This is a genomic window from Pseudomonas sp. GM_Psu_1 (assembly GCF_026544185.1).
Classification (GTDB): domain Bacteria; phylum Pseudomonadota; class Gammaproteobacteria; order Pseudomonadales; family Pseudomonadaceae; genus Chryseomonas; species Chryseomonas oryzihabitans.
In genome coordinates this window covers 480609-505316 of sequence record NZ_JALNUX010000002.1, presented here as the reverse complement: position 1 = coordinate 505316, position 24708 = coordinate 480609, and the positions used below count along the sequence as shown (strand labels likewise).

24 protein-coding genes are annotated in these 24708 nt (G+C 67.5%); 11 read left to right on the top strand and 13 right to left on the bottom strand.

The window, feature by feature from the left end:
* Window positions 1–46 precede the first annotated feature (46 nt).
* Window positions 47–2191 carry a polysaccharide biosynthesis tyrosine autokinase gene (locus tag OXS31_RS05045; RefSeq protein ID WP_044341444.1) on the bottom strand — a complete coding sequence of 715 codons (2145 nt, stop codon included), beginning with the start codon at window positions 2189–2191 and terminating at the stop codon, window positions 47–49.
* A gap of 580 nt (window positions 2192–2771) precedes the next feature.
* Here OXS31_RS05045 and OXS31_RS05040 point away from each other — a divergent pair.
* On the top strand, window positions 2772–4349 hold the full coding sequence (locus OXS31_RS05040) for a hypothetical protein (protein WP_267398203.1): 1578 nt from the start codon (window positions 2772–2774) through the stop codon (window positions 4347–4349).
* A 37-nt stretch (window positions 4350–4386) separates the two neighbouring features.
* Window positions 4387–5658: a hypothetical protein gene (locus OXS31_RS05035; protein ID WP_027597144.1), complete on the top strand. Its 1272-nt coding sequence runs from the start codon at window positions 4387–4389 to the stop codon at window positions 5656–5658.
* Here the strand turns inward: OXS31_RS05035 and OXS31_RS05030 are convergent.
* Entirely contained in the window at window positions 5655–6788 is a 1134-nt protein-coding gene (locus tag OXS31_RS05030; RefSeq protein ID WP_267398229.1) for a YeeE/YedE family protein, read from the bottom strand. The genes OXS31_RS05035 and OXS31_RS05030 overlap by 4 nt on opposite strands.
* A 308-nt stretch (window positions 6789–7096) precedes the next feature.
* On the opposite strand from OXS31_RS05030, the gene OXS31_RS05025 reads away from it, so the two are divergent.
* Complete coding sequence (locus tag OXS31_RS05025; protein WP_145249771.1) at window positions 7097–8191, top strand: DUF1615 domain-containing protein; 1095 nt, start codon at window positions 7097–7099, stop codon at window positions 8189–8191.
* A 140-nt stretch (window positions 8192–8331) separates the two neighbouring features.
* Entirely contained in the window at window positions 8332–8685 is a 354-nt protein-coding gene (locus tag OXS31_RS05020) for a hypothetical protein (protein WP_007159597.1), read from the top strand.
* 3 nt (window positions 8686–8688) lie between these two features.
* On the opposite strand, the gene OXS31_RS05015 is transcribed toward OXS31_RS05020, so the two are convergent.
* From OXS31_RS05015 to OXS31_RS05000, 4 genes are all read right to left on the bottom strand, one after another.
* Window positions 8689–9768: an SMP-30/gluconolactonase/LRE family protein gene (locus OXS31_RS05015; protein ID WP_267398200.1), complete on the bottom strand. Its 1080-nt coding sequence runs from the start codon at window positions 9766–9768 to the stop codon at window positions 8689–8691.
* Between the two features lie 117 nt (window positions 9769–9885).
* Window positions 9886–11133 carry a diguanylate cyclase gene (locus tag OXS31_RS05010; protein WP_027602525.1) on the bottom strand — a complete coding sequence of 416 codons (1248 nt, stop codon included), beginning with the start codon at window positions 11131–11133 and terminating at the stop codon, window positions 9886–9888.
* 121 nt (window positions 11134–11254) lie between these two features.
* A complete protein-coding gene (locus tag OXS31_RS05005) occupies window positions 11255–12508 on the bottom strand; it encodes an EAL domain-containing protein (RefSeq protein ID WP_027602526.1) in 1254 nt (417 codons plus the stop codon).
* A gap of 83 nt (window positions 12509–12591) precedes the next feature.
* Window positions 12592–14349: an EAL domain-containing protein gene (locus OXS31_RS05000; RefSeq protein WP_267398198.1), complete on the bottom strand. Its 1758-nt coding sequence runs from the start codon at window positions 14347–14349 to the stop codon at window positions 12592–12594.
* Between the two features lie 234 nt (window positions 14350–14583).
* Here OXS31_RS05000 and OXS31_RS04995 point away from each other — a divergent pair, with 234 nt between their 5' ends.
* Window positions 14584–15261: a haloacid dehalogenase type II gene (locus OXS31_RS04995; RefSeq protein ID WP_267398197.1), complete on the top strand. Its 678-nt coding sequence runs from the start codon at window positions 14584–14586 to the stop codon at window positions 15259–15261.
* Window positions 15262–15335: 74 nt separating this feature from the next.
* A complete protein-coding gene (locus OXS31_RS04990; RefSeq protein ID WP_074583820.1) occupies window positions 15336–16640 on the top strand; it encodes a leucine-rich repeat-containing protein kinase family protein in 1305 nt (434 codons plus the stop codon).
* Here OXS31_RS04990 and OXS31_RS04985 read toward each other — a convergent pair.
* The 3 genes from OXS31_RS04985 to OXS31_RS04975 form a co-directional block, all read right to left on the bottom strand.
* Entirely contained in the window at window positions 16637–17341 is a 705-nt protein-coding gene (locus OXS31_RS04985) for an aspartate/glutamate racemase family protein (protein WP_267398195.1), read from the bottom strand. The two genes, OXS31_RS04990 and OXS31_RS04985, sit on opposite strands and share 4 nt — an antisense overlap.
* 233 nt (window positions 17342–17574) lie before the next feature.
* Window positions 17575–17847: a BrnA antitoxin family protein gene (locus tag OXS31_RS04980; RefSeq protein WP_027597134.1), complete on the bottom strand. Its 273-nt coding sequence runs from the start codon at window positions 17845–17847 to the stop codon at window positions 17575–17577.
* A complete protein-coding gene (locus tag OXS31_RS04975) occupies window positions 17825–18100 on the bottom strand; it encodes a BrnT family toxin (RefSeq protein ID WP_267398194.1) in 276 nt (91 codons plus the stop codon). Before OXS31_RS04975 ends, OXS31_RS04980 begins: the two co-directional genes overlap by 23 nt.
* Before the next feature lie 252 nt (window positions 18101–18352).
* Here OXS31_RS04975 and OXS31_RS04970 point away from each other — a divergent pair, with 252 nt between their 5' ends.
* Window positions 18353–18544 (top strand): hypothetical protein, encoded by a 192-nt coding sequence (locus OXS31_RS04970; protein WP_007159587.1) that lies wholly within the window; start codon window positions 18353–18355, stop codon window positions 18542–18544.
* A gap of 56 nt (window positions 18545–18600) precedes the next feature.
* Here the strand turns inward: OXS31_RS04970 and OXS31_RS04965 are convergent, their stop codons facing one another.
* The gene (locus tag OXS31_RS04965; protein WP_007159586.1) at window positions 18601–19410 is read right to left on the bottom strand and encodes an SDR family NAD(P)-dependent oxidoreductase; all 810 of its coding nucleotides are present in this window, start codon (window positions 19408–19410) and stop codon (window positions 18601–18603) included.
* Window positions 19411–19532: 122 nt separating this feature from the next.
* Here OXS31_RS04965 and OXS31_RS04960 point away from each other — a divergent pair, with 122 nt between their 5' ends.
* A complete protein-coding gene (locus tag OXS31_RS04960; RefSeq protein WP_042136137.1) occupies window positions 19533–19745 on the top strand; it encodes a DUF3820 family protein in 213 nt (70 codons plus the stop codon).
* On the opposite strand, the gene OXS31_RS04955 is transcribed toward OXS31_RS04960, so the two are convergent.
* Window positions 19742–20194 carry a GNAT family N-acetyltransferase gene (locus OXS31_RS04955; RefSeq protein ID WP_267398189.1) on the bottom strand — a complete coding sequence of 151 codons (453 nt, stop codon included), beginning with the start codon at window positions 20192–20194 and terminating at the stop codon, window positions 19742–19744. The genes OXS31_RS04960 and OXS31_RS04955 overlap by 4 nt on opposite strands.
* A 2-nt stretch (window positions 20195–20196) precedes the next feature.
* The gene (locus tag OXS31_RS04950) at window positions 20197–20421 is read right to left on the bottom strand and encodes a hypothetical protein (RefSeq protein WP_007159583.1); all 225 of its coding nucleotides are present in this window, start codon (window positions 20419–20421) and stop codon (window positions 20197–20199) included.
* A gap of 125 nt (window positions 20422–20546) precedes the next feature.
* Here OXS31_RS04950 and OXS31_RS04945 point away from each other — a divergent pair, with 125 nt between their 5' ends.
* Entirely contained in the window at window positions 20547–20960 is a 414-nt protein-coding gene (locus OXS31_RS04945) for a VOC family protein (RefSeq protein WP_027597131.1), read from the top strand.
* A gap of 22 nt (window positions 20961–20982) precedes the next feature.
* Here the strand turns inward: OXS31_RS04945 and OXS31_RS04940 are convergent, their stop codons facing one another.
* On the bottom strand, window positions 20983–21333 hold the full coding sequence (locus OXS31_RS04940; RefSeq protein WP_007159581.1) for a 4a-hydroxytetrahydrobiopterin dehydratase: 351 nt from the start codon (window positions 21331–21333) through the stop codon (window positions 20983–20985).
* Window positions 21334–21495: 162 nt separating this feature from the next.
* Between OXS31_RS04940 and acs the strand changes: the two genes are divergently transcribed.
* Window positions 21496–23454, top strand: coding sequence for an acetate--CoA ligase (acs, locus tag OXS31_RS04935; RefSeq protein WP_027602536.1), 1959 nt, complete (start codon window positions 21496–21498; stop codon window positions 23452–23454).
* Window positions 23455–23737: 283 nt separating this feature from the next.
* Window positions 23738–24700, top strand: a complete 963-nt coding sequence (locus OXS31_RS04930; protein ID WP_007159579.1) for a GlxA family transcriptional regulator — start codon at window positions 23738–23740, stop codon at window positions 24698–24700.
* The last annotated feature ends 8 nt before the right edge of the window (window positions 24701–24708 follow it).

The following is a 24708-nucleotide window of genomic DNA, read 5'->3' as shown; positions in this document are numbered from 1 at the left end:
GAGCTGGCCAGGCGCCAGCATAGTGCCGGGCCTGGCCAGGTGGGCGTCAGCCGGTCAGGACCCCCAGGGCGGCGCGGGTGAACGGCGGGGGCGGCACGGCGTTGAGCACCGCACCCTGGAGCACCAGACCGCTGTGGGCGAACTGGCGCTGGGTGGCCTCGATTTCCTTGGCGGTGTTGCAGCCATGGCGCGACACCAGCAGGCAGGTGCCGGCCTGGGCGGCGAGCAGCACGGCATCGGTTACCGCCAGCACCGGCGGGGTGTCGAGGATGACCAGTTCGTAGTCCTGCTGCAGGCCGCGCAGCAGCTCGGTACAGCGCGCACTCATCAGCAATTCGGCCGGATTGGGCGGGCGGACGCCGCCCACCAGGCAATCCAGGCCGGGGATCGCCGAGGGCTGGATCGCCTGCTCGGGCGTCGCCAGCCCCGCCAGCACCTCGGCCAGACCCGGGCGGCGGGCCAGTTGCAGGCGCCGGTGCAGGCGTCCGCGCCGCAGGTCGGCATCCACCAGCAGCACCCGCGTCCCGCCTTCGGCCAGCACCCGCGCCAGTTGCATGGCAACCGAGGACTTGCCGGCGCCGGGGCTGGCGCTGGTGATCAGCAGCAGGTCGTTGCGCGCCTCGGTGCGGGCGAAGGCCAGGCTGGTGCGCAGGATCCGCAGGGCCTCCTGGTAGCCGCTGTCGAGTGAGGTCTGCAGCGGGCCGCCGAGTTGGCGGCTCGGCGCCAGCGGCAATTGCGCCAGCACCGGCAGGCCCAGATTTTCCAGGCCCTCGGCGTCTTCGATGCCGCGCTCCAGGCTGGCGCGCAGATAGACCCAGGCCATCCCGGCCAGGCAGCCGAAGAGCAGAGCGCTAAGGATCAGCAGGGGCTTCTTGGGATAGACCGGGGCGATCTGGGTATAGGCGCTGTCGATGATGCGCACATCGCTCACCGTGCCGGCACGCACCACCGACAATTCCTGGATGCGCTTGCTCATCAGCGCATAGAGCTTGTCCGCCGCCTCGACGTCGCGCTGCAGGCGCAGGACCTCCTGCTGGGTCTGGGGCAGCTTGGCCAGGCGCTGCTGCACGGCCTGGCGCTCGCCGTTGAGCACCTGGCGGCGCGCCAGCAGGGTCTGGTACAGCGGGTGGGTGGTGGTGAAGCGCAGGGCCAGTCCGAGACGCTCCATCTCCAGGGCCGACAGCTGGCCATCGAGGTCCACCGCCTGGCGCAGCAGGCTGCGTCCCTCTTCGCCGATGGCGATGGAGCCCTGGCGGCGCTGATAGCGGTCCAGCGCCTGGCGGCCGTCGGCCAGGCGCTGATTCACCCGCGGCAACTCCTGGCGCAGGAAGGCCAGTTGCTGGGTGGATTCGTCGGCGTTGCGGGTCACGTCCTGGCGTACATAGGCCTCGGTGATGCCGCGCAGGATGCGTTGCGCCCGCTGCGGGTCGGTGTCCTGCAGCTGGATCGAGAGGATGCCCGAGCGCTTGCCGCGCTCGCTGACCATCAGCCGCTCCTGCAGCGCCTGGATGGCCACGCCGCGGCGTTGCTTGACGAGGATGAATTCGGTGCCCGGATAGGCGTGCAGCTGGGCGATGTCCAGCTGCAGCTCGCCGGCGCTGGCCGGCTGGCCCAGCCGACCTTCCAGCAGGCGCTTGCCCTGGGCATCGCTCAGCAGGAAGCGATCCGGGGCCTCGGCGGTGAGGGTCAGCGGCTGGCCATAGAGGGCGTCGGGCACGCTCAGCCTGGCGATGGTCAGCTGTTCGCCGCCCCAGGCGAAGCGCGCGAGGCCGAACAGCGGCGGGGCCACCCCGGTGCCCGCGCGTTCGTGGCGGCGCGCCAGCCAGTCGCCCAGCAGCGGCAGGCGCCGCGGGGTGACGCTCAGGTCCAGGCCCTCGGCGTCCACCACCTCGCCGACCACCCGCCGCGAGGTGAGCAGCTGCATCTCGGTGATGGCTTCCGGCGGCGGCAGCGGTCGGCCGTTGTCGGCTTCGTCCAGCCGCACGATGCCGCGCTGGTACTCGATCTGCACCGTCGCCACCGCCTGATAGCGCGGCGCGGCCAGTTGCGCATAGGCCACGCCCAACAGGGTGCAGAGGACGATGCAGACGAGCAGGCTGCGGCGATGGCGCCAGAGCGCGGCGCAGTAACGGGCGAAACCTATGTCCGCGGCCTGGGTGGCGGCGGGGAGCGTCTGATGCGACTTGTCCATGCAGGAGCGGGCCTTGGGGCAGGTACGAGAAAGGACAGCCGTCGCAGCCGCACGCTGGCGAGAGGGCAGCGCGCGGCGAACCGGGGGTCGAAATCGTCACACCAGGCAGGGCACAGCTGGGAACGCCAGGCGCTGGATCGGGGATCCGCGCCTTGTCGGCTGGAGTGCTGCGTCGACTCTAAGCGAAAGCAAAAGCCAAAAATGTGACACTCCGTGCAGAACGCGACGGATGCCCGCTTGGCAGCTTCAAGGTGCTAAGGCAGTCTTCTTCGCGACCTGTCGTGTCTCCGGACGACAAGCCATGGCCAGCGCCTGGTGTTCCGGAGTCGCTCGTGCCCGTGCCCTTGCTGGCGAAGGCACCCCAGGTAGCAAATGCAAACGCCGCGGCCCCCTGGCAACGGCGTGTTCCTGACGGCTTCTTGAATGTAGTCAGCGGTTGAAGCCCGGTTACCCGCCCACGCGCCTCTTGGCCTGCGTGGGCGGTCTTGCACCGGTTGTACCAGGCCTGCGGAGGAGGGCGCCTGGTTCTTCACTGCCCTGGACGGCGTTCTCGACTGCATGGCTGTCAGGAGACAGGACAATGAGCGTGGTATCTGACGTTACCCATCCCGGGGTCCGGGTGGGACGGTGGCCGTTCTGGCTGGGCGGTCTGGTGGTCGGTCTGCTGTTGCTGCTGGCGCTGCTCTGGCGCCTGCCGGATTTTCGCGACGGCACCGGGGCGCAGAATCTCGAAGCCAGCTATCACGTCCTGCTCAGTCTCAATGCCCTGGACGAATCCGGCGTGACCCGCCACTGGTGGCTGCCCACGGTGACCCTGGGCGGCAGTCACGACAAGCAGGTGTCCTGGGGCGCGACCATCCCCACCCACAGTGGCGACTACGTCTACACCAGCTTCAGCAGCTACGGCTTCCTTGCGCCCTATCTCGGCCTCAAGGCCGCGGGGCTGACGCCTTCGCTGCACAGCCTCGCGCTGTTCAACGCCGCCCTCGGCGCCCTCACGGCGTTGCTGCTGTTCCGCCTGCTCTACCTGGTGCTGCGCAGTCACGGCGCCAGCCGCGGCCTGGCCGCCACGAGCGCGGTGCTGGGCTGCCTGATCGCAGTGTTCAGCCGCGAGGCGCTGCTGTCCCAGGGCCTGCTCTACTGGGTGCAGAGTTTCTACCAGGTGCTGCTGCTGGCCAGTCTGCTGACGCTCTTCCACTACCTGCAGGCGCCTGCCGGCCAGCGCCAGCGGCTGGGCTGGCTGCTGGCCGGCCTGATCTGCTTCGGCGCCCTGACCGAATGGACCGGCTACGTCTTCGGCGGCGGGCTGGTCGCGCTGTTCTGGCTGCAGCGCCGGCAATTGCCGGAAGGCCAGCGGATGGCCTGGCGCCTGGCCTTCGCCACGGCTTTGGCCGGATTGCTGGTGCTGCTGCACTACAGCCTGGCGGCGGGCCTGTTGCCGACGCTCAAGGCCTTTGCCCGGCGCTTTCTCGCCCGCAGTCCGAACAATGCCCACCTGACCGACTTCTTCGCTGGCTACGGACTGTCCTTCGGCCTGTTCCTGGCCGCGGTGGCCATCGCCCTGGGGGTACTGGTCTGGAAGCGCAAGAGCCTGAACTGGCCGCGCAGCACCACGCTGCTGCTGGTCGCCGCCAGCGTGCCGCTGCTGGAAAATCTGCTGCTGCTGCAGCATGCCACCCAGTTTTCCTTCGATCGCCTCAAATTCATCTTTCCCGCCGCGCTGCTGCTCGGCCTGGCCTTTCTGGCCCTGAAGACCCCGGGGCGCGCCGTGCTCGCCGTGGTGCTGGTGGCCGCGGCCCTGCAGAACGGCCAGACCTATCGCCAGGACCTCGCCGGCTATGCCGGCTGGGGCGCCATCGACCGGCAGAACCAGGCCCTGGTCGGGCTGGTGAAAGGCCAGGTCGCCCTGGACTGCACCCTCATCTCCACCGACATGACGGTGCGCGGCTACGCCAACCTGCTGTTCCACCGCAGCATCCACGAATTGCAGCGCCAGCCGCTGGACTACCACGGCGAGCCGGGGGCCTGTGGCGGACTCTATCTGGAAGGCCGGGATTTCCGCGTCGACCTGCCCGAATACACCCGCGCCCGCCTGAGTCTGGCGGACGGTCGCCAACTGACCTACGCCAAGGTCGAGGGTGACTGGCGCCTGCAATGAACGCCCCATCCATGAACGTGCTGCGAGGAAACCGGGTATGCCGGGTACGCTGATCAATCGACTGAGTTTTCTGGCCCTGGGTGGCCTGATGGTCCTGCAGTTCGGCGTCTTCGAACAGAGCCCGACCAATCCGGTGGGCATCCGCTACGTGGGCGAGCTGTACCTGGCGATCTGCCTGGGTTTCTTCGCGCTCTTCACCCTGAGCACCTGGCATCGGCCGCAGCGCGACTATCGGCTGCTGATGGGCTTCTGCCTGTTTTCCACGGCGGTGTTCGTCGGCCTGCCGGCGGTGTTCGCCCAGCTGTTCTGGGGCCAGCCGCTGGTCTACGGCCTCATCGAGGAGCGGCGGGTGCTTTACTGCTTCAGCGCCTTCCTGGTGCTCTACCTGGCCAAGCGGCTGAATGCCGTGCAGTTCGAGAATCTGATCATCCTGGTCGGGCTGCTCTCGGCGCTGCTGTGCTGGCTGTCCTACTTCAAGATGCTGCCGGACCTGCGCGAGGAGGTGAAGGACCTCAGCCGTCCCGGACGGGCCTCCACGGGGGCGGGCGCCATCTTCTTCGGCTACTTCATCTGCATCTACTTCGCCGGTCGCGGGCGTTCCTTCATCGACGGCCAGTTGCGGCCCAAGCTGAGGCACGGTCTGCTGGCGCTGTTCTTTCTGGCGACCATCGTGGTGGTGTTGCAGACCCGCCAGCTGATCGTGGTCTGCCTGGTGTTCACCATCCTCGCCCTGCGCGCGCGCCTGGTCGGCCCGGCGCTGTTCGGCGCCATCATCATCGCACCGCTGATCCTCTATCCGCACCTCCTGGAAACCCTCGGCTTCAACCTGGATTTCTATGCGCGCTCGGTGCAGGAAGGCCCTACCGACAACGTCCGGGAAAACACCATTTCCCAGATCATCAACCACCTGCAGCTGTACAACGGCCTGCCCAGCGGCAGCCTCAGCCTGATGTGGAACGACGGCTTCAAGCCGATCTTCGGCGACTACTTCTTCCTTTCCGACGTCGGCATCTTCGGCACCGTGTTCCGCTTCGGCTTCCTGTCGATCCTGGTGATTCCCATCGGCCTGGCGGTCCACTATCTGGTGGCGCGCAAGCTGAGCCGCGACCTGGAATTCACCCTGGCGGTATTCCTCGCCTTCATGACCATCTGGCCGCTGCAGGGACTGTTCGAATACCAGGGCACCGCGGCCCTGCTCTTCGTCATGCAGGCGCTGAAGACCTACCACGGCGCGCCTCAGTACGGGGTGATCAGCCTGCCGGAGCGACCGGGAGCGCTGCCGCCCGGTCGCCAGGTCCTGCCGGTCTAGCAGCCGGTCAGGCGTTCGACGCGGCGTTCGCCGGGAAAGAAGAAGGGGCGCAGGCGCACGCCCAGGCTGTTGCCGAAGAAGGCGGCCACCAGCCACAGCCAGCCGTGCAGGCTGCCCGAGGCGATGCCGCTGAAGTAGGCGCCGATGTTGCAGCCATAGGCCAGCCGCGCGCCGTAGCCCAGCAGCAGGCCGCCAAGCACCGCCGCCACCAGCGACCGCGCGGGAATGCGCAGGCTGGGGGCGAAGCGTCCGGCGAGCCCCGCGGCGGCCAGGGCGCCCAGCATGATGCCGAGATTCATCACGCTGGTGACGTCGAACCAGAAGGGCTCGGCCAGCGCCCGGGCATTGGCCGGTTGCTGCCAGAAGGCCCAGCCGGAGACGTCCAGCCCGAGCAGACCGGCACCCTTGGCGCCCCAGAGGGCGAAGGCCGAGGTGACGCCCCAGGGGCGACCGGCCAGGGCCAGGGTGACGAAGTTCAGTATGGCCAGGGCGATGGCGCCCCAGACCAGCGGCCAGCTGCCGCGCAGCAGGCGCGCCGCGCCCTGGTGTTCACCGGGCACCGTGACTTCCAGCGAGCCGTGGCGACGGCGCTCCAGCACCACCGAGACCCCGGCGATCAGGGCGAAGGCCGCCAGGCTGACCAGGATGCCGGGCAGCACGCCCAGGCTGGTCACCAGGGAGGTGGGCGGCAGACCGGGCAGGGCGAACCACCAGCCCAGGTGCTGGGTGGCGATCAGCGAACCGATGACGAAGAACAGCAGGGTCACCAGCATCCGCGCATTGCCGCCGCCGGCGGTGAACAGGGTGCCGGAGGCGCAGCCACCGCCCAGTTGCATGCCGATGCCGAACAGGAAGGCGCCGACCACCACCGAGGTGGACAGCGGCGAGACGTTGCCGCGCACCGCCTCGCCGAACAGGCTGCCGGCGCCCAGGGCGGGAAAGAACAGCAGCACCGCCAGGGCCAGCATCACCATCTGGGCGCGCAGGCCGGCGCCGCGGCGGTCGAGGATGAACACCCGCCAGGCCGAGGTGAAGCCGAAGGCGGCGTGGTAGAGGGTCAGGCCGAGGGCGCCGCCGAGCAGCAGCAGGAGCGCCTGACGGCCGCCCACGGCCTGGCCGAGAAAGAGCATGCCCAGGGCGAGCAGGCAGGTCGCCCACAGGGCCGCCCAGGGCAGGCGAGGAGAGGAAAGGGTAGAGGTCTGCTGCATCATGGTTCCGGTAGCTTCGAACTAAAGTCCGACCATTTTAGTAGGACTTGCCCGGGAATCCCAGCCACCCGGCAGCTCTGGTTCAATGAAAGGGTTACATCGATATAGCCAGAAGTTATCTAGCATTCAGGGCAGCCGTTTGGCCGAGGGCGTGGTCAAAGCGGCCAAAGGAATCCCCTGGAGTCGCCGTGTCCGCTGCTGCCGTGCCGTCTGTTCCCGCCTTGCCCACCCTGTCGCGATTGCGCGGCTGGACCGCCCTGGCCGCTGCCCTGGTGCTGGCCGGTTGCAGCCTGACGCCCAGCTCCCAGGGTCCGACCCGTTCGCCGGCCGAGGTGCGCGCCGAGCTCCTGCGGCTGCTGCCGGCCAGCGTGGCGGATCGGCAGGGCTGGGCCAGCGATATCCAGACCGCCTTCAGCGCCCAGGGCCTCGAGCCCTCCACGGACAACCTCTGCGCCGTGCTGGCGGTGGCGGAGCAGGAATCCACCTACCAGGTCGATCCGCCGGTGCCGGGACTGGGGCGGATCGCCCGGGAAGAGATCGACAGGCGTGCGGCGCGGGCCTATGTGCCTCAACTGCTGGTGCGCACCGCGCTCAACCTCAGGTCGCCCACCGGCAAGACCTACGCCCAGCGCCTGGACAGTGCCCGAACCGAGCGCGAGCTGAGTCTGATCTTCGAGGACTTCATCGCCATGGTGCCCCTGGGAGGCCAGCTGTTCGGGCGCTTCAATCCGGTGCGCACCGGCGGCCCCATGCAGGTCAGCATCGACTTCGCCGAGGCTCATGCCCGCGGCTATCCCTATGAGCGCGAGGGTTCCATCCGCCATGAGGTGTTCAGCCGGCGGGGCGGTCTCTATTTCGGCACCGCGCACCTGCTGGGCTATCCCGCGGACTATGCCACGCCGCTGTATCGCTTCGCCGATTTCAACGCCGGCTGGTACGCCAGTCGCAATGCCGCCTTCCAGAGTGCGGTAAGCCGGGCCACGGGGATGAAGCTGGCGCTGGACGGCGATCTGGTGGTGCCCGGTTCGCGGACCCAGGGCGAGACCGAGCGGGTGGTCAATCGCCTGGCGCCGGCCCTGGGCATGAGCGACATCGCCATCCGCCACGACCTGGAGGCGGGGGAGTCCGAGGACTTCGCCAAGACCGATCTCTATGCCAAGGTCTATGCCCTGGCCGAGCGCAAGGCCGGTCGCAGCCTGCCGCGCGCCATCCTGCCGGGCATCACCCTGGAGAGTCCCAAGATCACCCGCACCCTCACCACCGCCTGGTTCGCCCAGCGGGTGGAGGAACGCTGGCAGCGCTGCCGGGGCCGCGCCGCGCGCTGAGGGGCGCAGGGGGCCGAACGGCGTTTTCCAGGTGACGAGGGTCGGGCCCGGGGATGGCAATTGGCCAGACTATTCGCCTAACATGAGGCGATGAAGCGGCCTCGCGCCGTACGGTTCTGGTGTAGTCCCTAGAGGTCCAGATGACCGATACCCCCGGCTCCCGGTTGACGCTGATCGTCGACCAGCCCACCCCCACGGCCCGCCATCGGCTGCCACCCCGCGAACAGGCCAAGGCCCTGCGACTGCTGCGCACCCTGGGCCTCGAAGCCGATACCCCGCCGGAACTGGTGCTGGCCTGGCTGGAACGCCGCGATGGCGGTTGTTCGCTGCCGGAAGCGGCGCGCCAGATCGGCCTGGGCAACTGGCTGGGGATCACCACCAGCCTGGCCGACCTCACCCAGAATCTGGCGCGCTTCGAAGCGGCCTATGCCCTGGACAGCGTGCTCGACTCCCTGACCGTCCTGGCCGAGCAGTCGCCGCCCGAGTCCCGCTAGCCGCTAGAGGCCGGCACCGCGGATGTTGACGTAGAGGCTGTACAGCGAGTGGGAACCGGCCATGAACAGGCGGTTGCCTTCCGGGCCGCCAAAGCAGAGGTTGGGGCAGCGTTCCGGCAGGTGGATGTGCCCCAGCGCTTTGCCGCTGGGATCGAAGACCCGCACGCCATCGAGCGCCTCGGGCTTGGCCGCCGGCGCGCCACTGCTACCCCAGCCGCACCAGAGATTGCCCGCCACGTCGCACTTGATGCCGTCCAGGGCGCCGTATTCCAGCGCCTCGATGTGCTTGCGGCGCTCGCCCAGGCTGCCGTCGTCCCTGACCGTATAGGCCCACACCAGGCGATTGGGCTTGGCGCGGCCCTCGACCACGTAGAGCAGCTTTTCGTCCGGCGAGAAGGCCAGGCCGTTGGGGCCGTTGAGATCACCGATCACCCGGGTCACCGCCAGGCTCTCGCCGTCGATGCGATAGACCCCATCGGGTTGCTCGGTCTTGACCCTATGACCCTCGTAGTCGCTGTTGGCCTGGAACGGCGGGTCGCTGAACCAGATGGAGCCGTCACGCTTGACCACCACGTCATTGGGCGAATTGAACGGCTTGCCGTCGAAGCTATCGGCCAGCACCGTGATACGCCCATCGTGCTCGGTGCGGGTGACCCGCCGCCCGAGGCCGTGAGTGGTGGAGCCTTCACAGGCGATCAGCCGACCCTGGCGATCACGGGTCAGGCCGTTGGCGAAATTCGACTGGGCGCGGTAGGTGTCCAGCCGGCCGCTGACCTCATCCCAGCGCACGATGCGGTTGTTTGGGATGTCGCTCATCAGCAGGTAGTTGCCATCGCCGATCCACACCGGGCCTTCGGCCCAGCGCAGGCCGGTGGCCAGGCGTTCGACACTGGCGTTGAACAGCCGCAACTCGAGGAAGCGGTCGTCGAGGATCTCGATCAGCGGATCGGGATAGCGTTGGCTCAGGGGTTCCCCGGCGCGGGCGAGACCGGGCAGGGCGAGGGCGGCGCCGCAGACCAGGCCGCTCTGGAGCAACTGGCGACGTGACAATAGCCGGGCGAGGCCCGGGAGGGAGTCATGCATGGTGCAGGTCCTTGATTGTTATTGTTCAGACGAGGCAATGCGGATCAACCTGCATCGGCAGGTTAATCGTATGACATCATATGTCTTGTGGCGAATGGCGCCAACCGGGGCACGGGCCTAGTCGGCCTCGAGCACCAGGCAGGTCCGACCGCGGCCCTGGCGTTTGGCCTGATAGAGGCGCCGGTCGGCTTCGTGGAGAAAGCCTTCGAGGTCGTCGGCGAGGCCGCTGAAGACGCCGGCGCTGAACGACAGCGGCGGGGCGCCGGGGGCATAGCTCTGGGCGTGGCAGTAGCGGCGCAGCAGGTCCAGCGCCTGCAGCAGCTGCTCCGGTGGCATCCGGCTGACCAAGGCGAATTCCTCGCCACCCAGGCGACCGGTGAGATCCTGGGGCAGGGTCCGCGCCAAGGCCTGGGCGAAGACCACCAGGGCACTGTCACCGCTGGCATGGCCGTGTTCGTCGTTGATGCGCTTGAAGTGATCCAGGTCGAGCATGGCCACGCTCAGGGCGTGGCCCTCGCGTTCGGCCTGGCGGAACAGCTCCTGGGCCTGATCCTGAAAGGCGCGCCTGTTGCGCAGCCCGGTGAGGGAATCGTACTGGGCGGCGTGGGTGAGGGCGCGCATGAGATCCCGCCGTTCCAGGGTCGAGACCACTCGGCAATTGAGCTCCTCGGGGCAGAAGGGCTTGCGCAGGAAGTCGTCGGCCCCCTGCTTGATGAACTTGGCGCTGAGCGAACCCTTTTCGTCGGCCGACAGGCCGATGATGCTGAGGTCGTGGCGGCGCAGCTTCTGCCGCAACATCTGCACCAGTTCGAAGCCGCTGAGGCCGGGCATGCTGTGGTCCACCACCAGCAGGTCGATGTCCGGCTGCTCCTGCAGCAGGCGCAGGGCCTCGTTGCCGTCGCAGGCGTCCAGCAGCTGGTAGCGGTGGGGCGTCAGCACATGGCGGATGTAGTTGCGGGTGGCGTCGGAGTCCTCGGCGATGAGGATCTTGACCGCGGTATTGCTGTCTAGCCGGCGCAGCAGCCGGAAGGCGAATTCGTAGGAGTACTGGCTTTCCTTGAGCACATAGTCGACCACGCCCTTGGTGAGCAGGTCGTCGCGCCGGCGCTCGTCGTAGGAACCGCTGAGGACGATGCAGGGCAGACGATAGCGCAGCACCAGATCGACGCTTTCGCCATTGGGCGCATCGGGCAGGTTGAGGTCCACCAGGGCGGCGAAGAACAGATTGGCCGAGGTTTCCAGCATCAGCTCGGCTTCGGCCAGGGTGGCGCAGAATACCGGCTCGAAGTCACGCTGCTGACGAAAGAGGTGCGCCAGAATCTTGAGGACCATGGGGCTGTCTTCGATGACCAGGATGGAGCGCACCGGTAACTCCTGCAGGGCAAAGATCGGCCGAGAATAGTTCTGGCGTCAGAGGAAGGGATCATTCGCCTCTGCGTATCGGCCAAAGGATCGACGACTTGAATGGCCGCCGATCCTTCCCGGTTCAGCGGTCCGCCTGGCCTTCCAGCTGGCGCTGCCGGGGCAGGCGCAGGGCGTCGTCGCGCGGCAGCGGGCGACTCAGCAGGTTGCCCTGCACCTTGTCCACCTGCAGCGCCTTGAGCGCTTCCAGCTCGGCGAGGGTTTCCACCCCCTCGGCGATCACCTCCTTGTGGGTCTCGCGGGCGAAGGCGATGATCGCCGAGGCCAGCGCCCGGCGTTCGGCGTCGCGATCGATGTCGCGCACCAGGCTCATGTCCAGCTTGATCATGTCCGGCCGCAGTCGAAGGATGTGCCTCAGACTCGAATAGCCGGCGCCGGCATCGTCGATGGCCAGGCGCACGCCCTGGGCCCGCAGCGGTTGCAGCTGGGCATGCAGGGCGTCGTAGTCGTCGACCTCGGCATGTTCGGTGATCTCCAGCACCAGGCGTCCGGGAGGATTGCCGGCCAGCAGCGCTGGCAGGCGCCCGCCCAGGATGGTCTGCGGCGAACAGTTCATGGTCAGGTAGCTGTCGTCGGGCAGACTCTGCAGTCCCTGTAGGGCGAAGCGCATGGCGCTTTCTTCCAGTTCGTCGCCGAGACCGACGGCGCTGGCTTCGGAAAACCACAGGTCCGGGCTGCGCTGCGGCGGGCAGTGGAAGCGCGACAGGGATTCCCAGCCGGCGATGCGCAGATCCGTCAGGTGATAGATCGGCTGGTAGACGATGCTCGGCTGGTGGGCGGCCACCGCGCCCTGGATGCGCTCGCGCATCTCCACCTGGCCGCGGCGACTGGAGACGTCCAGGCTGAGGCGATCGGCCACCAGTTCGGCAAAGGTCCGCACCAACTCCAGGTCACGAGGACTCAGGGTCGGATCGGGCTGGTACTTGAAGCAGCAGAAGGTGCCATAGAGTTCGCCATCGCTGAGCCGCACCGGCACGCTGACGTGAGCGCCGATGGGCACGCTGCGGGTTTCCGGGATCAGCCGGGTAGCGCCGACGGCGCGGGTGTCGGGGATGAGTTCGGGCAGGTGGCCGGTCACCACCTGCTGACAATAGCCCTGGCTGAGCGGCAGGGCATCGCCGGCTTTGAGCGGCGCATCGGGCGCCGCATCGACGTTGCGAAAGACCCGATCCTGCTGGCGAAATTCGGCAAGAAAGGCCACGTCCATGTCCAGGTGGATGCGCAGCGCGTGCAGCACCTTGTCGATGCAGCCCTGGCTGCTCAGGTTGCCGGTATCCAGGCCAACCACCTCCAACAACTCGGTACCTGATTCCCTCATGTCCTCACTCCCGGGAAACTACGACCTGAACCAGTGTAGAGCCTGGAATGAATTTGTCAGTCAAATGACCTCATCCATTCGGCTTAACCCCGTTCGGCGTACCAGGCCTCGAAAGCGGGCAGGGCCATGGGCCGGGCCAGCAGATAGCCCTGGACCTCGTCGCAGCCGGCTTCCAGCAGGAAGGCCAGCACCTCGGGCGTCTCTATGCCTTCGGCGACGCTGCGATAGCCGAGCTTGCCGATCAACGCCAGCAGCGCCCTGACCACCTCCTGTTTGCGTGGATCCTCGGGCAGGTCATGGATCAGCGAGCGGTCGAGCTTGACGCTGGTGACCGGCAATTCGTAGAGATAGGCGAAGTTGCTGTAGCCACTGCCGAAGTCGTCGATGGCAATCTCCAGACCCAGCTCGCGCAGGGCATGCAGCTGGGCGATGGCCTCGGGATTGCGTCTGAGCCATTCGCCTTCGGTGATCTCCACTTCCAGCCGCCGCGGATCGACACCCTGGCGCTGGCAGGTCTCGCGCAGCAACTCGACCAGATCGCCTTCGTCGAAATCCCGTGGCGACAGGTTGAGCGACAGTCGCCCCTGATAGCTAGTGTCCCAGTGCGCCAGCTGGCCGATGGCGGTACGGATCACCCAGCGGGTGACGCTGTGGATCAGCGCGGTCTTCTCGATCGCCGGAATGAAATCGCCCGGAGCGATGGGGCCGAGTTGCGGATGGGTCCAGCGCAACAGGGCTTCGGCGCTGCACAGTCGGCGCTCGGGCAGGGCCAGGCGCGGCTGGAAGGCCAGGCTGAAGTCGCCGCGTTCGAGGCCTTCGGGAATCTGCCGGACCAGCTGGAAGATCCGCTGGAAGGCCTCGTCCCGGGGGCGTTCGTAGACGACCCAGTGACGACTGCTCAGCGCCGCCTGATCGACCGCCACCATGGCCTTGCGCAGCAGGTCGCGGACTTCGCCCGCGTCGAGCAGGAAGGGCACCACACCGGCCTTGACCGGCGGATCGATGGGAATGCGGTCGGCCTGGACCGGCATCCGCAACTGGGCGATGAGCGCGTCGAGCAGCGGCGGATAATCGCAGTCCTCCGGCAGCAGGAAGGCGAATCTCTTGGTGTCCACGTGATAGACCTTGGCCCGCTCGCTCAGGGCGTCGCACAGGCGCAAGGCGAGGCTGCGCAGGAAGGTCTCGAAGGGCCACATGCCCTGGGCCAGAATCAGTTGCTCCTTCCAGTGGGTTTCCAGGGGATCCACCAGCACCAGCAGGCGCCCCTCATCGGGCTGGAGTTCGGCCAGCTGGGCGACATCGGCGTGGAACTGCTGGCGATTGGGCAGGCCGCTGACCGGATCACGGCGGCGCAGGTGCTGGCGCAGGCCTATGAGGCTCATCACCTGGGCGGCGAAATCGTCCAGGCGCTTGCGCTCCTCCGCCGTCAGTTCGCGCGGCTGGCTGTCGAGGATGCACAGACTGCCGATGGCATAGCCGCCCTCGGTGACCAGGGTCGAGCCGGCATAGAAGCGCACATGGGGGGCGCGTACCACCAGGGGGTTATGGCTGAAGCGGGTATCGCAGCAGGCATCGTTGATCTCCATCCGGCCATCCTCGGCCTGGATGGTGTGGGCGCAGAAGGCGTCCTCGATGGGCATCTGCGCCAGGTCGAAGCCGACGCGGGCCTTGAACCACTGGCGATCGCGATCCACCAGGCTGATCAGCGCGGTCGGCACATTGAAGCTGCTGGCGACCAGTTCGCAGAGGCGATCGAATTCCTCCGCCGGCGCCGAATCCAGCAACTCCAGGGCGTGCAGGGCGTTGAGGCGGTCATCTTCGTACTTCAGTGAATCGGCCATCAGGCTATCTCGGGAATATCGATGAGCCTTGCTTGAGCAACAAGCCCATCCTGGAAGAACTGCCGCGACCCGAGCCAGGCGAGTGCAGCAAACGAGAGGCAGGTCTGCGGAAGTATCGGCGAGAAATCATAAGACTTTAGCCGTTTCGTCTCGCCTGCCAGTCTGGAACCTTAGCGCGGCTGCACGTCAATCGCGAGCCCTGGTCGAAGGGATATCCCCTGCCGAGTAGCGACCATGACCCTGACCTGCCTGTTCGACATCAACGAGACCGTGCTGGACCTGTCCGCGCTGGATAGCCTGTTCACCGACCTGTTCGGTGACCCCCAGAGCCGCACGCTATGGTTCGCCCAGACCTTGCAGAACGCCATGAGCGCCGAGCTCTGTGGCCGGCACGCCCCCTTCGAGGCCCAGGGTCAGGCGGCGCTGGAGATGATCGGCGCACGGTTCGGGCGAACGCTCACCGCCGCCGACAAGCAGCGCGTCGCGGACGCCCTCAAGCGGCTGCCCGCCCATGCCGATGTCCGCGCGGGCCTCGATTTCGCCCGGGCACAGGGCGTGAGCTGCATGGCCTTTTCCAACAATGCACGCGCCGCGACCCGGGCGCAGCTGGAATACGCCGGCCTGAGCGACGCCTTCGCCGATATCCTCTCGGCCGAGGACGCCGGCGCCAGCAAGCCGGTTACGGCCACCTATCGCCAGGCCGCCAGCAGCCTGGGTCAACCCGCCGAAGACCTGTGGCTGATCGCCGTCCATGCCTGGGACATCGCCGGCGCCCAGGCCGCCGGGTTCAAGGGTGCCCTGCTGCAGCGGCGTCCCGACCAGGTGGCCAATCCCCTGGCGCCGCCCCAGGTGACCGCCGGCACGCTGCAAGAGGCAGTGGCGCGCATTCTGGCGCACGAGGGCCGCGGCTAGTTGCCCCGGCGTGCTAACGTCCGCGCCATCACCGGCGGGTGCCGGTTTTTCCAGACAGTGAGAGTCGCTTTCCCATGACGGATACCCTTGCCCGGCTGCGTGCCGGCGAACTGGCCGGGGCCACGCGCCTGACCCTGCGCGCCGACCTGACCGAATTCCCCGAAGAGATCTTTAGCCTGGCCGACAGCCTGGAAATCCTCGACCTGTCGGGCAATCGGCTGACCCGCTTGCCCGCCGACCTGGGTCGGCTGCACCAGCTGCGCATTCTCTTCTGCTCGGGCAATCCCTTCACCGAGCTGCCCGAGGTGCTGGGCACGCTGCCCAGGCTGGAGATGATCGGCTTCAAGGCCTGCCAGCTGGAGCGGGTAGGCGCCGCGGCCCTGCCGCCACGCCTGCGCTGGCTGATCCTTACCGACAACCGCATCGCCGAGGTGCCCGCCGCCCTGGGCGAGCGACCCGCCCTGCAAAAGCTGATGCTGGCCGGTAACCGCTTGCAGCATCTGCCGGCGTCCATGGCCGACCTGCACCAGCTGGAACTGCTGCGGCTGTCGGCGAATCGCTTCGCCGCGCTGCCGCCGGCCATCCTGGAGTTGCCACGGCTGACCTGGCTGGCCTATGGCGACAATCCCCTGGGCGCCGAGCGCGAGCGCGCGGTGCGAGCTCAGGCCGCCCGCCAGCAGCGCATCGCCTGGGGTGATCTGCAGCTTGGCGAGCGGCTGGGGGAGGGCGCCTCCGGCATCATCCATCAGGCGCGCTGGCAATCCCCCACCGGGTCGCGCGAGGTCGCCGTCAAGCTGTTCAAGGGCAGCATGACCAGCGATGGCACCCCGGAAAGCGAAAGCGCCGCCAGCCTCAGCGCCGGCACCCATCCCTGGCTGATCGGTGCTCTCGGTGACCTGGCCGAGCATCCCGAGCAGCGCAGCGGCCTGGTGCTGGAGCTGGTGGAGCCGGCCTTCGGCAACCTGGCCGGACCGCCCAGTTTCACCACCTGCAGCCGCGACGTCTATCCCGAGGACACCCGCTTCACCGCCAGCGCCGTGCGCCGCATGGCTGGCGGCATGGCCAGTGCCCTGGCGCACCTGCACGGGCACGGCCTGGTCCACGGTGATTTCTATGCCCATAACATCCTCTGGGACGGTGGCGCCCGCTGCCTGCTGGGGGACTTCGGCGGTGCCTCGCTGCTGCCCGAGGACGAGATTCAGGCGGCGCGCCTGCAACGCTTCGAGAGTCGCGCCTTCGGCATCCTGCTGGAGGAGTGGCTGGCGCGGTGCAGCGAGCCGGTCGATCCGGCACTGGCGGCCCTGGCCGCGGAGTGCCAGCAGCCCGCGCTCGATGCCCGTCCGCTGCTGGCCGAGGTGGCGCAGCGACTGCAGGATTAGTCCCGGGGCTCGTCCAGGGCCCAGTCCACGGCGGCCAGGGCGTGCAGTCGCGTGGTGTCGAACAGCGGCACTGCACTGTCGCTCTGGTCCACCAGCAGCATGATCTCGGTGCAGCCGAGCACGATGCCCTCGGCGCCTCGGGCGACCAGTTCGGCGATGATGGCGCGATAGGCGGCCCGCGATTCGGCGCGCACCTCGCCGCGCACCAGCTCTTCATAGATGATGCGGTGCACGGTCTGGCGCGCGGTCGCTTCAGGCACCAGCACCTCCAGGCCGAAGCGCGCCGTCAGCCGCTCGCGATAGAAGGCCTGCTCCATGGTGAAGGCGGTGCCCAGCAGGCCGACGGTCCGCAGGCCCTTCGCCTGGATCGCCGCACCGGTGGGATCGGCGATCTGCAACAGCGGCAGGGCCGTGGCCGCCTCGATCTCCGCCGCCAGGCAATGCATGGTGTTGGTACAGAGCACCAGCGCCTCGGCACCGCCGGCCGCCAGTTGTCGCGCATGCGCCTGCAGACGTAGACCCAGCGTCGCCCAGTCGCCGGCATGCTGCAGGGCAGCGATCTCGGCGAAGTCCACCGACAGCAGCAGGCAGGCCGCCGAATGACTGCCACCCAGTCGCCGCCGGATCTCTTCGTTGAGGATGCGATAGTAGTGAGCCGAACTCTCCCAGCTCATGCCGCCCAGCAGGCCCAGGGTGCGCATGGTCGTTCCCATGGTGATTGGCGAATGGGCATCTTGGCGCCTGTTCCCGCGGTGCGCGAGGATCAGTGAGGCAGAGATCGGGCGGTACAGTGAGCAGCCTGGTCGGCCGCAAGAACGTCGAGGGGAATCGGCGGATGCTGCCCTAGGCCTCTAGCGGCAGGTCTGGATAGCGCGACTCCTGATTTATCCAGCTTGGAGATGGACGCCCAGTGTCAGGGCAAGGCGGAGCACGATCAGGACGGCGAATGCGTTTTCAGCCAGTCCTTGAGCGCGGCATCCATGCGGGTTTGCCAGCCTGAACCCGTCGCGCGGAAGGCGTCGACAACGTCCGGGGAAAGCCGAATGGTGATGCGCTCCTTGGTGACGCTCGCTTGGGGTCGGCCGCGACGCAGCTTGGCTTGCAAGGTCACCGGCAACGCACCGATACGCACCGATTGCTCGACCTTCTCGTCGGTCCACTCAGGGTTTTCCGCGTCGATCAATTCAGGGTTGAGTGGCTTGCTCATAGCGTTTTACCTCGCGATTGTTTGCCTTGCGGAAGCTGATGACCCCAATGCCGGTAGCGGTTTCGGTGAACACCACGGCATGCACTCGGCCCGCAACCAGGCCCAGGGCCGAATACCGTACTTCCGGATAGATCCTGCGGTCGTCGACCCAGATCAGCGCCGTTTCGAAATCGAAGTTGGCAACCCCTTCGAAGCTCAATCCGCGAGCAGCGATGTTGAGGGCGTTCTTGGCCGGGTCGAAGGTGATGTCCATGGATTTATCGTATGTACATTAATTGGGGGCGGCAAGACTTTCTCGTCCATACGAGCCTGCGGAAGATGAGGCAGCCTGCGGATGACGTCAACGAGCGTTGGGGAGCGGCCTCGACACACATCGAGCAAGCCTCACGGTCTTCCCTCCAGTGCCTGGATACGAGCTTTTGTGTCGCTAGCTAGCGCCCGTGGCAGCGCCCTGGCATGCAAGCTACGCTTCGAGAGGCCACTCCCGGCCCTGGAGGTGATCGTCATGCTCAAAGCACTGTTCGCCGCGCTAGCCCTGACCCTTTTCGCATCCGCCAGCGTCCAGGCGGCGCCCTGCCGGGATGCCCACGGCAAGTTCGTCAAATGCGACACGACCAAGACCAAGGCGGTGCAATGCAAGGATGCCAAGGGCAAGTTCGCCAAGTGCGGCACGCCCGGGGCCACGCCGGTCAACTAGAGGCTGTCGGGCGGACGTCAGGCAGGGGCCTGACACCTCGCCTGGCGTAAGCGCAGCTAGTCCTTTTTTTCCGCCGATCCCGGCTCCGACCAGGCGCGGTGCCGTTCGGCCTTCTGAGCCTCGCTTTCCACCCGATTGAGCACCTCGCCCTCGTGCTGGACCTCGGGACCGCCGCCATAGACATGGTCGAGGCCCTGCATCAGGGCGGCATAACCCTGGGCGGCCACCTGCACCGGATCGTGCTTGGGCCCGGCGCCGACGCTGGTGTCGTCTTCGCCGGCGCGGTGGAAGAAGTTGGTGTCGGTCTGGCCGGGCATGAGCACCGTCAGGGTCACGCCGCTGTCCTTCAGCTCGTTGCGCAGGGCGAAGGCGAAGGAATTGATGAAGGCCTTGGAGGCGCCGTAGACGGCCTCGAAGGGAATCGGCGCGGTGGCCGAGATGGAGGAGGTGAAGAGCACCCGGCCGCGGCCGGCGGCGACCATCTCCGGCAACACCAGCTTGGCCAGGTGCACGGTGGCCATCACATTGAGCTGGATCAATGCCATCTCGTCTTCCAGGCGCGTCTGGCCGACGAAGGCGCCGCCCAGGCCGACGCCGGCGTTGAGCACCACGACGTCCAGCGGGCGGCCCTGGCGACGCAGGAATCTAAAGGTCTCTTCCACTCCCACGGCGGTGCGCAGGTCGGCCGCATGGCTCCAGACCTTGACCCCCAGGGCACGCAATTCGCGCTCGGCGGCGTCCAGCCCATCGCCGCGGGAGACCAGCAGCAGATCATGGCCGTGGCGGGCCAGCTGCTTGGCCAGTTCGAAGCCGATGCCGCTGGAGGCACCGGTGACGGCGGCCAGCGGCCGGGAAACGTTGCTCATGCTGAAATCCTCTGCAGACCTGGTGTAGCTGGGATCGTCGCGGACGGCTGGCGCTCCCCGCGGCCGACGGTTGGCCCCTGAGGGCATGGCATAATCGCCAGGCCGTGTAGAGGAGACAAGAGATGCAACCCGCGGATCTGGAAGCCCTGGTGACCTGGACCATGCCCTATGGCAAGTACGCCGGCCGCCTGCTGGCCGACCTGCCGGGCCACTACCTCAACTGGTTCGCCCGCAGCGGCTTTCCGCCTGGCGAGCTGGGCCGCTTGCTGGCGCTGATGCAGGAGATCGACCACAACGGCCTCAAGCCGCTGCTCGATCCGCTGCGCCGCCGTTAGTCGGCCAGGCGACGCATGTCGATATGGGCAATGCCGTCTTCGTCATAGACCGCTGAGCAGGGTGTGAAGCCATAGCGGCCATAGTAGGCCTGCAAATGGGCCTGGGCGGAGAGGAACAGCGGGCGCCCGGACCAGCGCTCGGCGCAGACGCGCAGGGCTTCCGCCAGCAGCAGATGCCCCAGGCCGCTGCCGCGGCCCTCGGGGGCGACGATCACCCGGCCGATCACCACTTCCTCGCGTACCGCGCCGAGCAGGCGCAGGTAGGCGTGCAACTGGTCGTCGCGCCAGCCGAACAGGTGCCAGACGTCTTCCGCCAGGTCCAGGCCATCGGCGTCGGGATAGATGCACTGCTGCTCCACCACGAAGACCCGGGCGCGCAGCACCAGGGCGGCATAAAGCTCGGCGGTGGTCAGCGCCGGTGCGGCGCGGCAGCTCCACTGGAGGGTCATGGTCAGTCCTTGCGCCGGCCGGACAGCATGCGGAAGCGATTGCGGTTGAGCAGCACGTAGCCGGTCAGCTGCAAGCCTGCCGCGAACAGCAGGCTGCGCATGGCGCCGGGTTCGGAGGGACGCGGACCCTGGTAGAGGCCATAGAGGGCGAAGGCCACGCCCAGCAGGCCGAGGATGAAGAAGACCAGACCGATCTTGGTCAGGCGGGGGAGGGTGCGCAGATTCATGGCTATGTCGTCACAGGCAAAGGCCGCCACGCTAACCGCCCGGACCGGGCTTGTCGAGCCGATAGGCAGCCGCAGCAGACTGGTCTAACGTGGCCTGATGGCCCCTGGCAAGCGGGAGAGAGCCCATGTTCAGCCATGTACAGGTAGGCGCGCGTGATCTGGAGCGCCTGATCGATTTTTACGACGGCGTGTTGCACGAGCTCGGCCTGGTGCGGATGCCGGCCGAAGACGATGGTGGCCCGCCCGGGTGTGGCTGGCAGCGCCCGGGGCGAGCGTGGCCGCAATTCTATGTACAGCTGCCCTTCAATGGCCTGCCGGCCTCCTGGGGCAATGGCGTCCAGGTGAGCTTCGCCGCGCCTTCGCCGGCGGCCGTCGAGGCGGCCTGGCACCGCGCCCTGCAACTGGGCGGCAATGACGAGGGCGCTCCCGGCATCCGGCCGGACTATGGCGCGGACTTCTACGCCGCCTACTGCCGGGATCCGGAAGGCAACAAGCTGTGCTTCGTGCATGCCGAGGGACTCGCCGCCGCCTGCGACTAGCGTGCGGCCGGCGGTCCGGCGCTCAGACGTTGGCCGCCAGGGCGACCGCATCGGTACGGGCGGCCATGATGAAGTCGTTGCGGTGCAGGCCGCCGATGTTGTGGGTCCACCAGCTCACCGTCACCGCGCCCCATTCGGTGAGCAGGGCCGGGTGGTGATCCTCATCCTGCGCCTCGCGGCCGACGCGGTTGGTGAAGTCCAGCGCTTCCAGAAAGTTGCCGAAGGCATAGCGGCGTTCCAGCCGTGGAATTCCTTCGCGCTCGACCAGCGTCCACCCCGGGACGGCCTTGAGTAATTCGTTGCTGGCGGCCTCGCTCAGGGCAGGCTCGCTGGAGCGGCAGGGGACGCAATGGGAGTGGGCGAGATCGGCCATGGGGCGCTCCTTGGGGAAAGAAAGTCACGAAAGGGCAGGGTAACAGACCCGCCGGTCAGCTCCCGGCGTCCCGTCCGACCATGGTCGAATGGTCCGAAACCGGTGCGCGCCGTACAACGGAACACAACAAGAACAACAGTTTCCCGCCGAGGAGATCGTCCCATGAGTGCCGCTTTCTACCCGGTCCGCGCGGAAGTCGCTTCCCAGACCCTGACCGATGAAGTCACCTATCGCCGGCTGTACCAGCAGTCCATCCTCAACCCCGATGGCTTCTGGCGCGAGCAGGCCCAGCGCCTGGACTGGATCAAGCCCTTCAGCCGGGTCAAGCAGACCTCTTTCGACGATCATCGCGTCGACATCCAGTGGTTCGCCGATGGCACCCTGAACGCCTCCTACAACTGCCTGGATCGCCACCTGGAAACCCGCGGCGACCAGACCGCCATCATCTGGGAAGGCGACGATCCGGCCGACAGCCGCCACATCACCTACCGCGAGCTGCATCGCGAGGTCTGCCAGCTGGCCAACGCCCTGCGCGGCCAGGACATCCACCGCGGCGACGTGGTGACCATCTACATGCCGATGATCCCCGAGGCCGTGGTGGCCATGCTGGCCTGCGCCCGTATCGGCGCGGTGCACTCGGTGGTGTTCGGCGGCTTCTCTCCCGAATCCCTGGCCGGCCGCATCAGCGACTGCCAGTCCAAGCTGGTGATCACCGCCGACGAAGGCGTGCGCGGCGGGCGCAAGATCCCGCTCAAGGCCAACGTCGACGAGGCCCTGACCAACCCGGCCACCTATTCGGTGCGCAAGGTGATCGTCTGCAAGCGCACCGGCGCCGACATCGCCTGGCACCGCCACCGCGACGTCTGGTACGAGGACATCACCTCGGTGGCTCCGGAACACTGCGAGCCCAAGGAGATGTCCGCCGAGGCGCCGCTGTTCATCCTCTATACCTCCGGTTCCACCGGCAAGCCCAAGGGCATCCTGCACACCACCGGTGGCTACCTGACCTATGCCGCCCTGACCCACGAGCGGGTCTTCGACTATCGCCCGGGCGAGGTCTACTGGTGCACCGCCGACGTCGGCTGGATCACCGGCCACAGCTACATCGTCTATGGCCCCCTGGCCAATGGCGCCACCACCCTGCTGTTCGAGGGCGTGCCCAACTACCCGGACGTCACCCGCATGGGCCAGGTGGTGGACAAGCACCAGGTCAACGTCCTCTACACCGCGCCCACCGCCATCCGCGCCATGATGGCCCAGGGCGACGCGGCCATGCGCGGCGTCGACGGCAGCAGCCTGCGCCTGCTCGGTTCGGTGGGCGAGCCGATCAACCCCGAGGCCTGGCACTGGTACTACAAGACCGTGGGCCAGGAGCGCTGCCCCATCGTCGACACCTGGTGGCAGACCGAGACCGGCGGCATCCTCATCAGCCCGCTGCCCGGCGCCATCGGCCAGAAACCCGGTTCGGCGACCCGTCCGTTCTTTGGCATCCAGCCGGCGCTGGTGGACAACGAAGGCAACCTGCTCGACGGCGCCGTGGAAGGCAACCTGGTGATCCTCGATTCCTGGCCGGGCCAGTCGCGCTCCATCTATGGCGACCACGACCGCTTCGTCGACACCTACTTCAAGACCTTCAAGGGCATGTACTTCACCGGTGACGGCGCCCGCCGCGACGAAGACGGCTACTACTGGATCACCGGGCGAGTCGACGACGTGCTCAACGTCTCCGGCCACCGCATGGGCACCGCCGAGATCGAGAGCGCCCTGGTGGCCCATCCCAAGGTGGCCGAGGCCGCGGTGGTGGGCATGCCCCATGACCTCAAGGGCCAGGGCATCTATGTCTACGTGACCCTCAACCAGGGCGAGGAGGGCAACGAAGCCCTGCGCCAGGAGCTCAAGCAGTGGGTGCGCAAGGAGATCGGCCCGATCGCCACGCCCGATGTCATCCAGTGGGCGCCGGGGCTGCCCAAGACCCGCTCCGGCAAGATCATGCGGCGGATCCTGCGCAAGATCGCCGTGGGTGAGTACGACGCCCTTGGCGACATCTCCACCCTGGCCGATCCGGGGGTGGTGCAGCATCTGGTCGGCACCCACCAGCAGATGAGCCAGGCCGTCGCCTGATTCGACGGCTTCGCCAACCGCCCGCTATCGTCCCGGTAGCGGGCGGTTTGTTTTTGGCGGTCCTGTAAGGAGTTGTCGCCAGGGTAAAAGCCCTGGCCGTTGCGCTGGCGCTAGAATCGCGCCAACCGGCGGACCGGAGGGCACACCGGTCCGCTACCCCGGGCAAAGGCCGGGACAGGGGCAGCGCTCCGGCGTACCATGCGTGCCACCCCACAAGGGTTTCATGGCGCGCGGGCCCCGGATCGGTCGCCCCCGCCGCTCTCGACAGGAAGCCAGACGTTAGATGACCATCCGCATCGCCTTTCTGCTGTGGCCCGACGTTCGTCCGCTGACCGTGGGCCTGGTCGAGGAAGCGCTGGAACTCGCCGCTCGCCATTCAAGCGATACGCCCTACGAGGTGCGCTTTCTGCAGGCCGGCAGCGAGTTGCAGCCGCGCCTGCCGGGTGGCCACTGGGAAGGGCAGCTGGAACGCCTGGATCGCCTCTTCGTGCTGGCCGACGAACCCTCGCCCGCGCTGCCGCCGCCCCTGGCCGCGGCCCTGCGCCAGACCGCCCGGGCCGGGGTGGTGATGGGAGGCTTTTCCGCCGGGGTGCACATCCTCGCCCAGCTCGGTCTGCTCGACGGGCATCGCGCCGCCGTGCACTGGCGCTGGCTGGAGGAATTCAGCGAGCAGTTTCCCAAGGTCATCGCCACCCACCACCTCTACGAGTGGGACCGCGATCGCCTGACCGCCTGTGGCGGCCTGGCCATCCTCGATCTGCTGCTGGCCATGATCGGCCGTGACCGCGACGCCGAACAGGCGGGCACCATCGCCGAGGAACTGATCGTCGAGCGGCTGCGCGAAGGCAGCGAGCGGCAGCGCATTCCGCTGAAGAATCGCCTGGGGTCGAGTCATCCCAAGCTGACCCAGGCGGTGATGCTGATGGAGGCCAATATCGAAGAGCCCCTCACCACCGACGAGATCGCCCAGCACGTCTGCGTCTCCCGCCGGCAACTGGAGCGGATCTTCAAGCAGTACCTGGCGCGGGTGCCCAGCCAGTACTACCTGGAGCTACGGCTGAATCGGGCGCGCAAGATGCTGACCCAGACCAGCAAGTCGATCATCCAGATCGGCCTGTCCTGCGGCTTCTCGTCGGGGCCGCACTTCTCCAGCGCCTATCGCAACTTCTTTGGCGTCACTCCTCGCGACGACCGCAACCAGCGACGCGGTGCGGCGGGCGAGGGCAGCATGGTGGCCGAGCGCTAGGCGCCCGG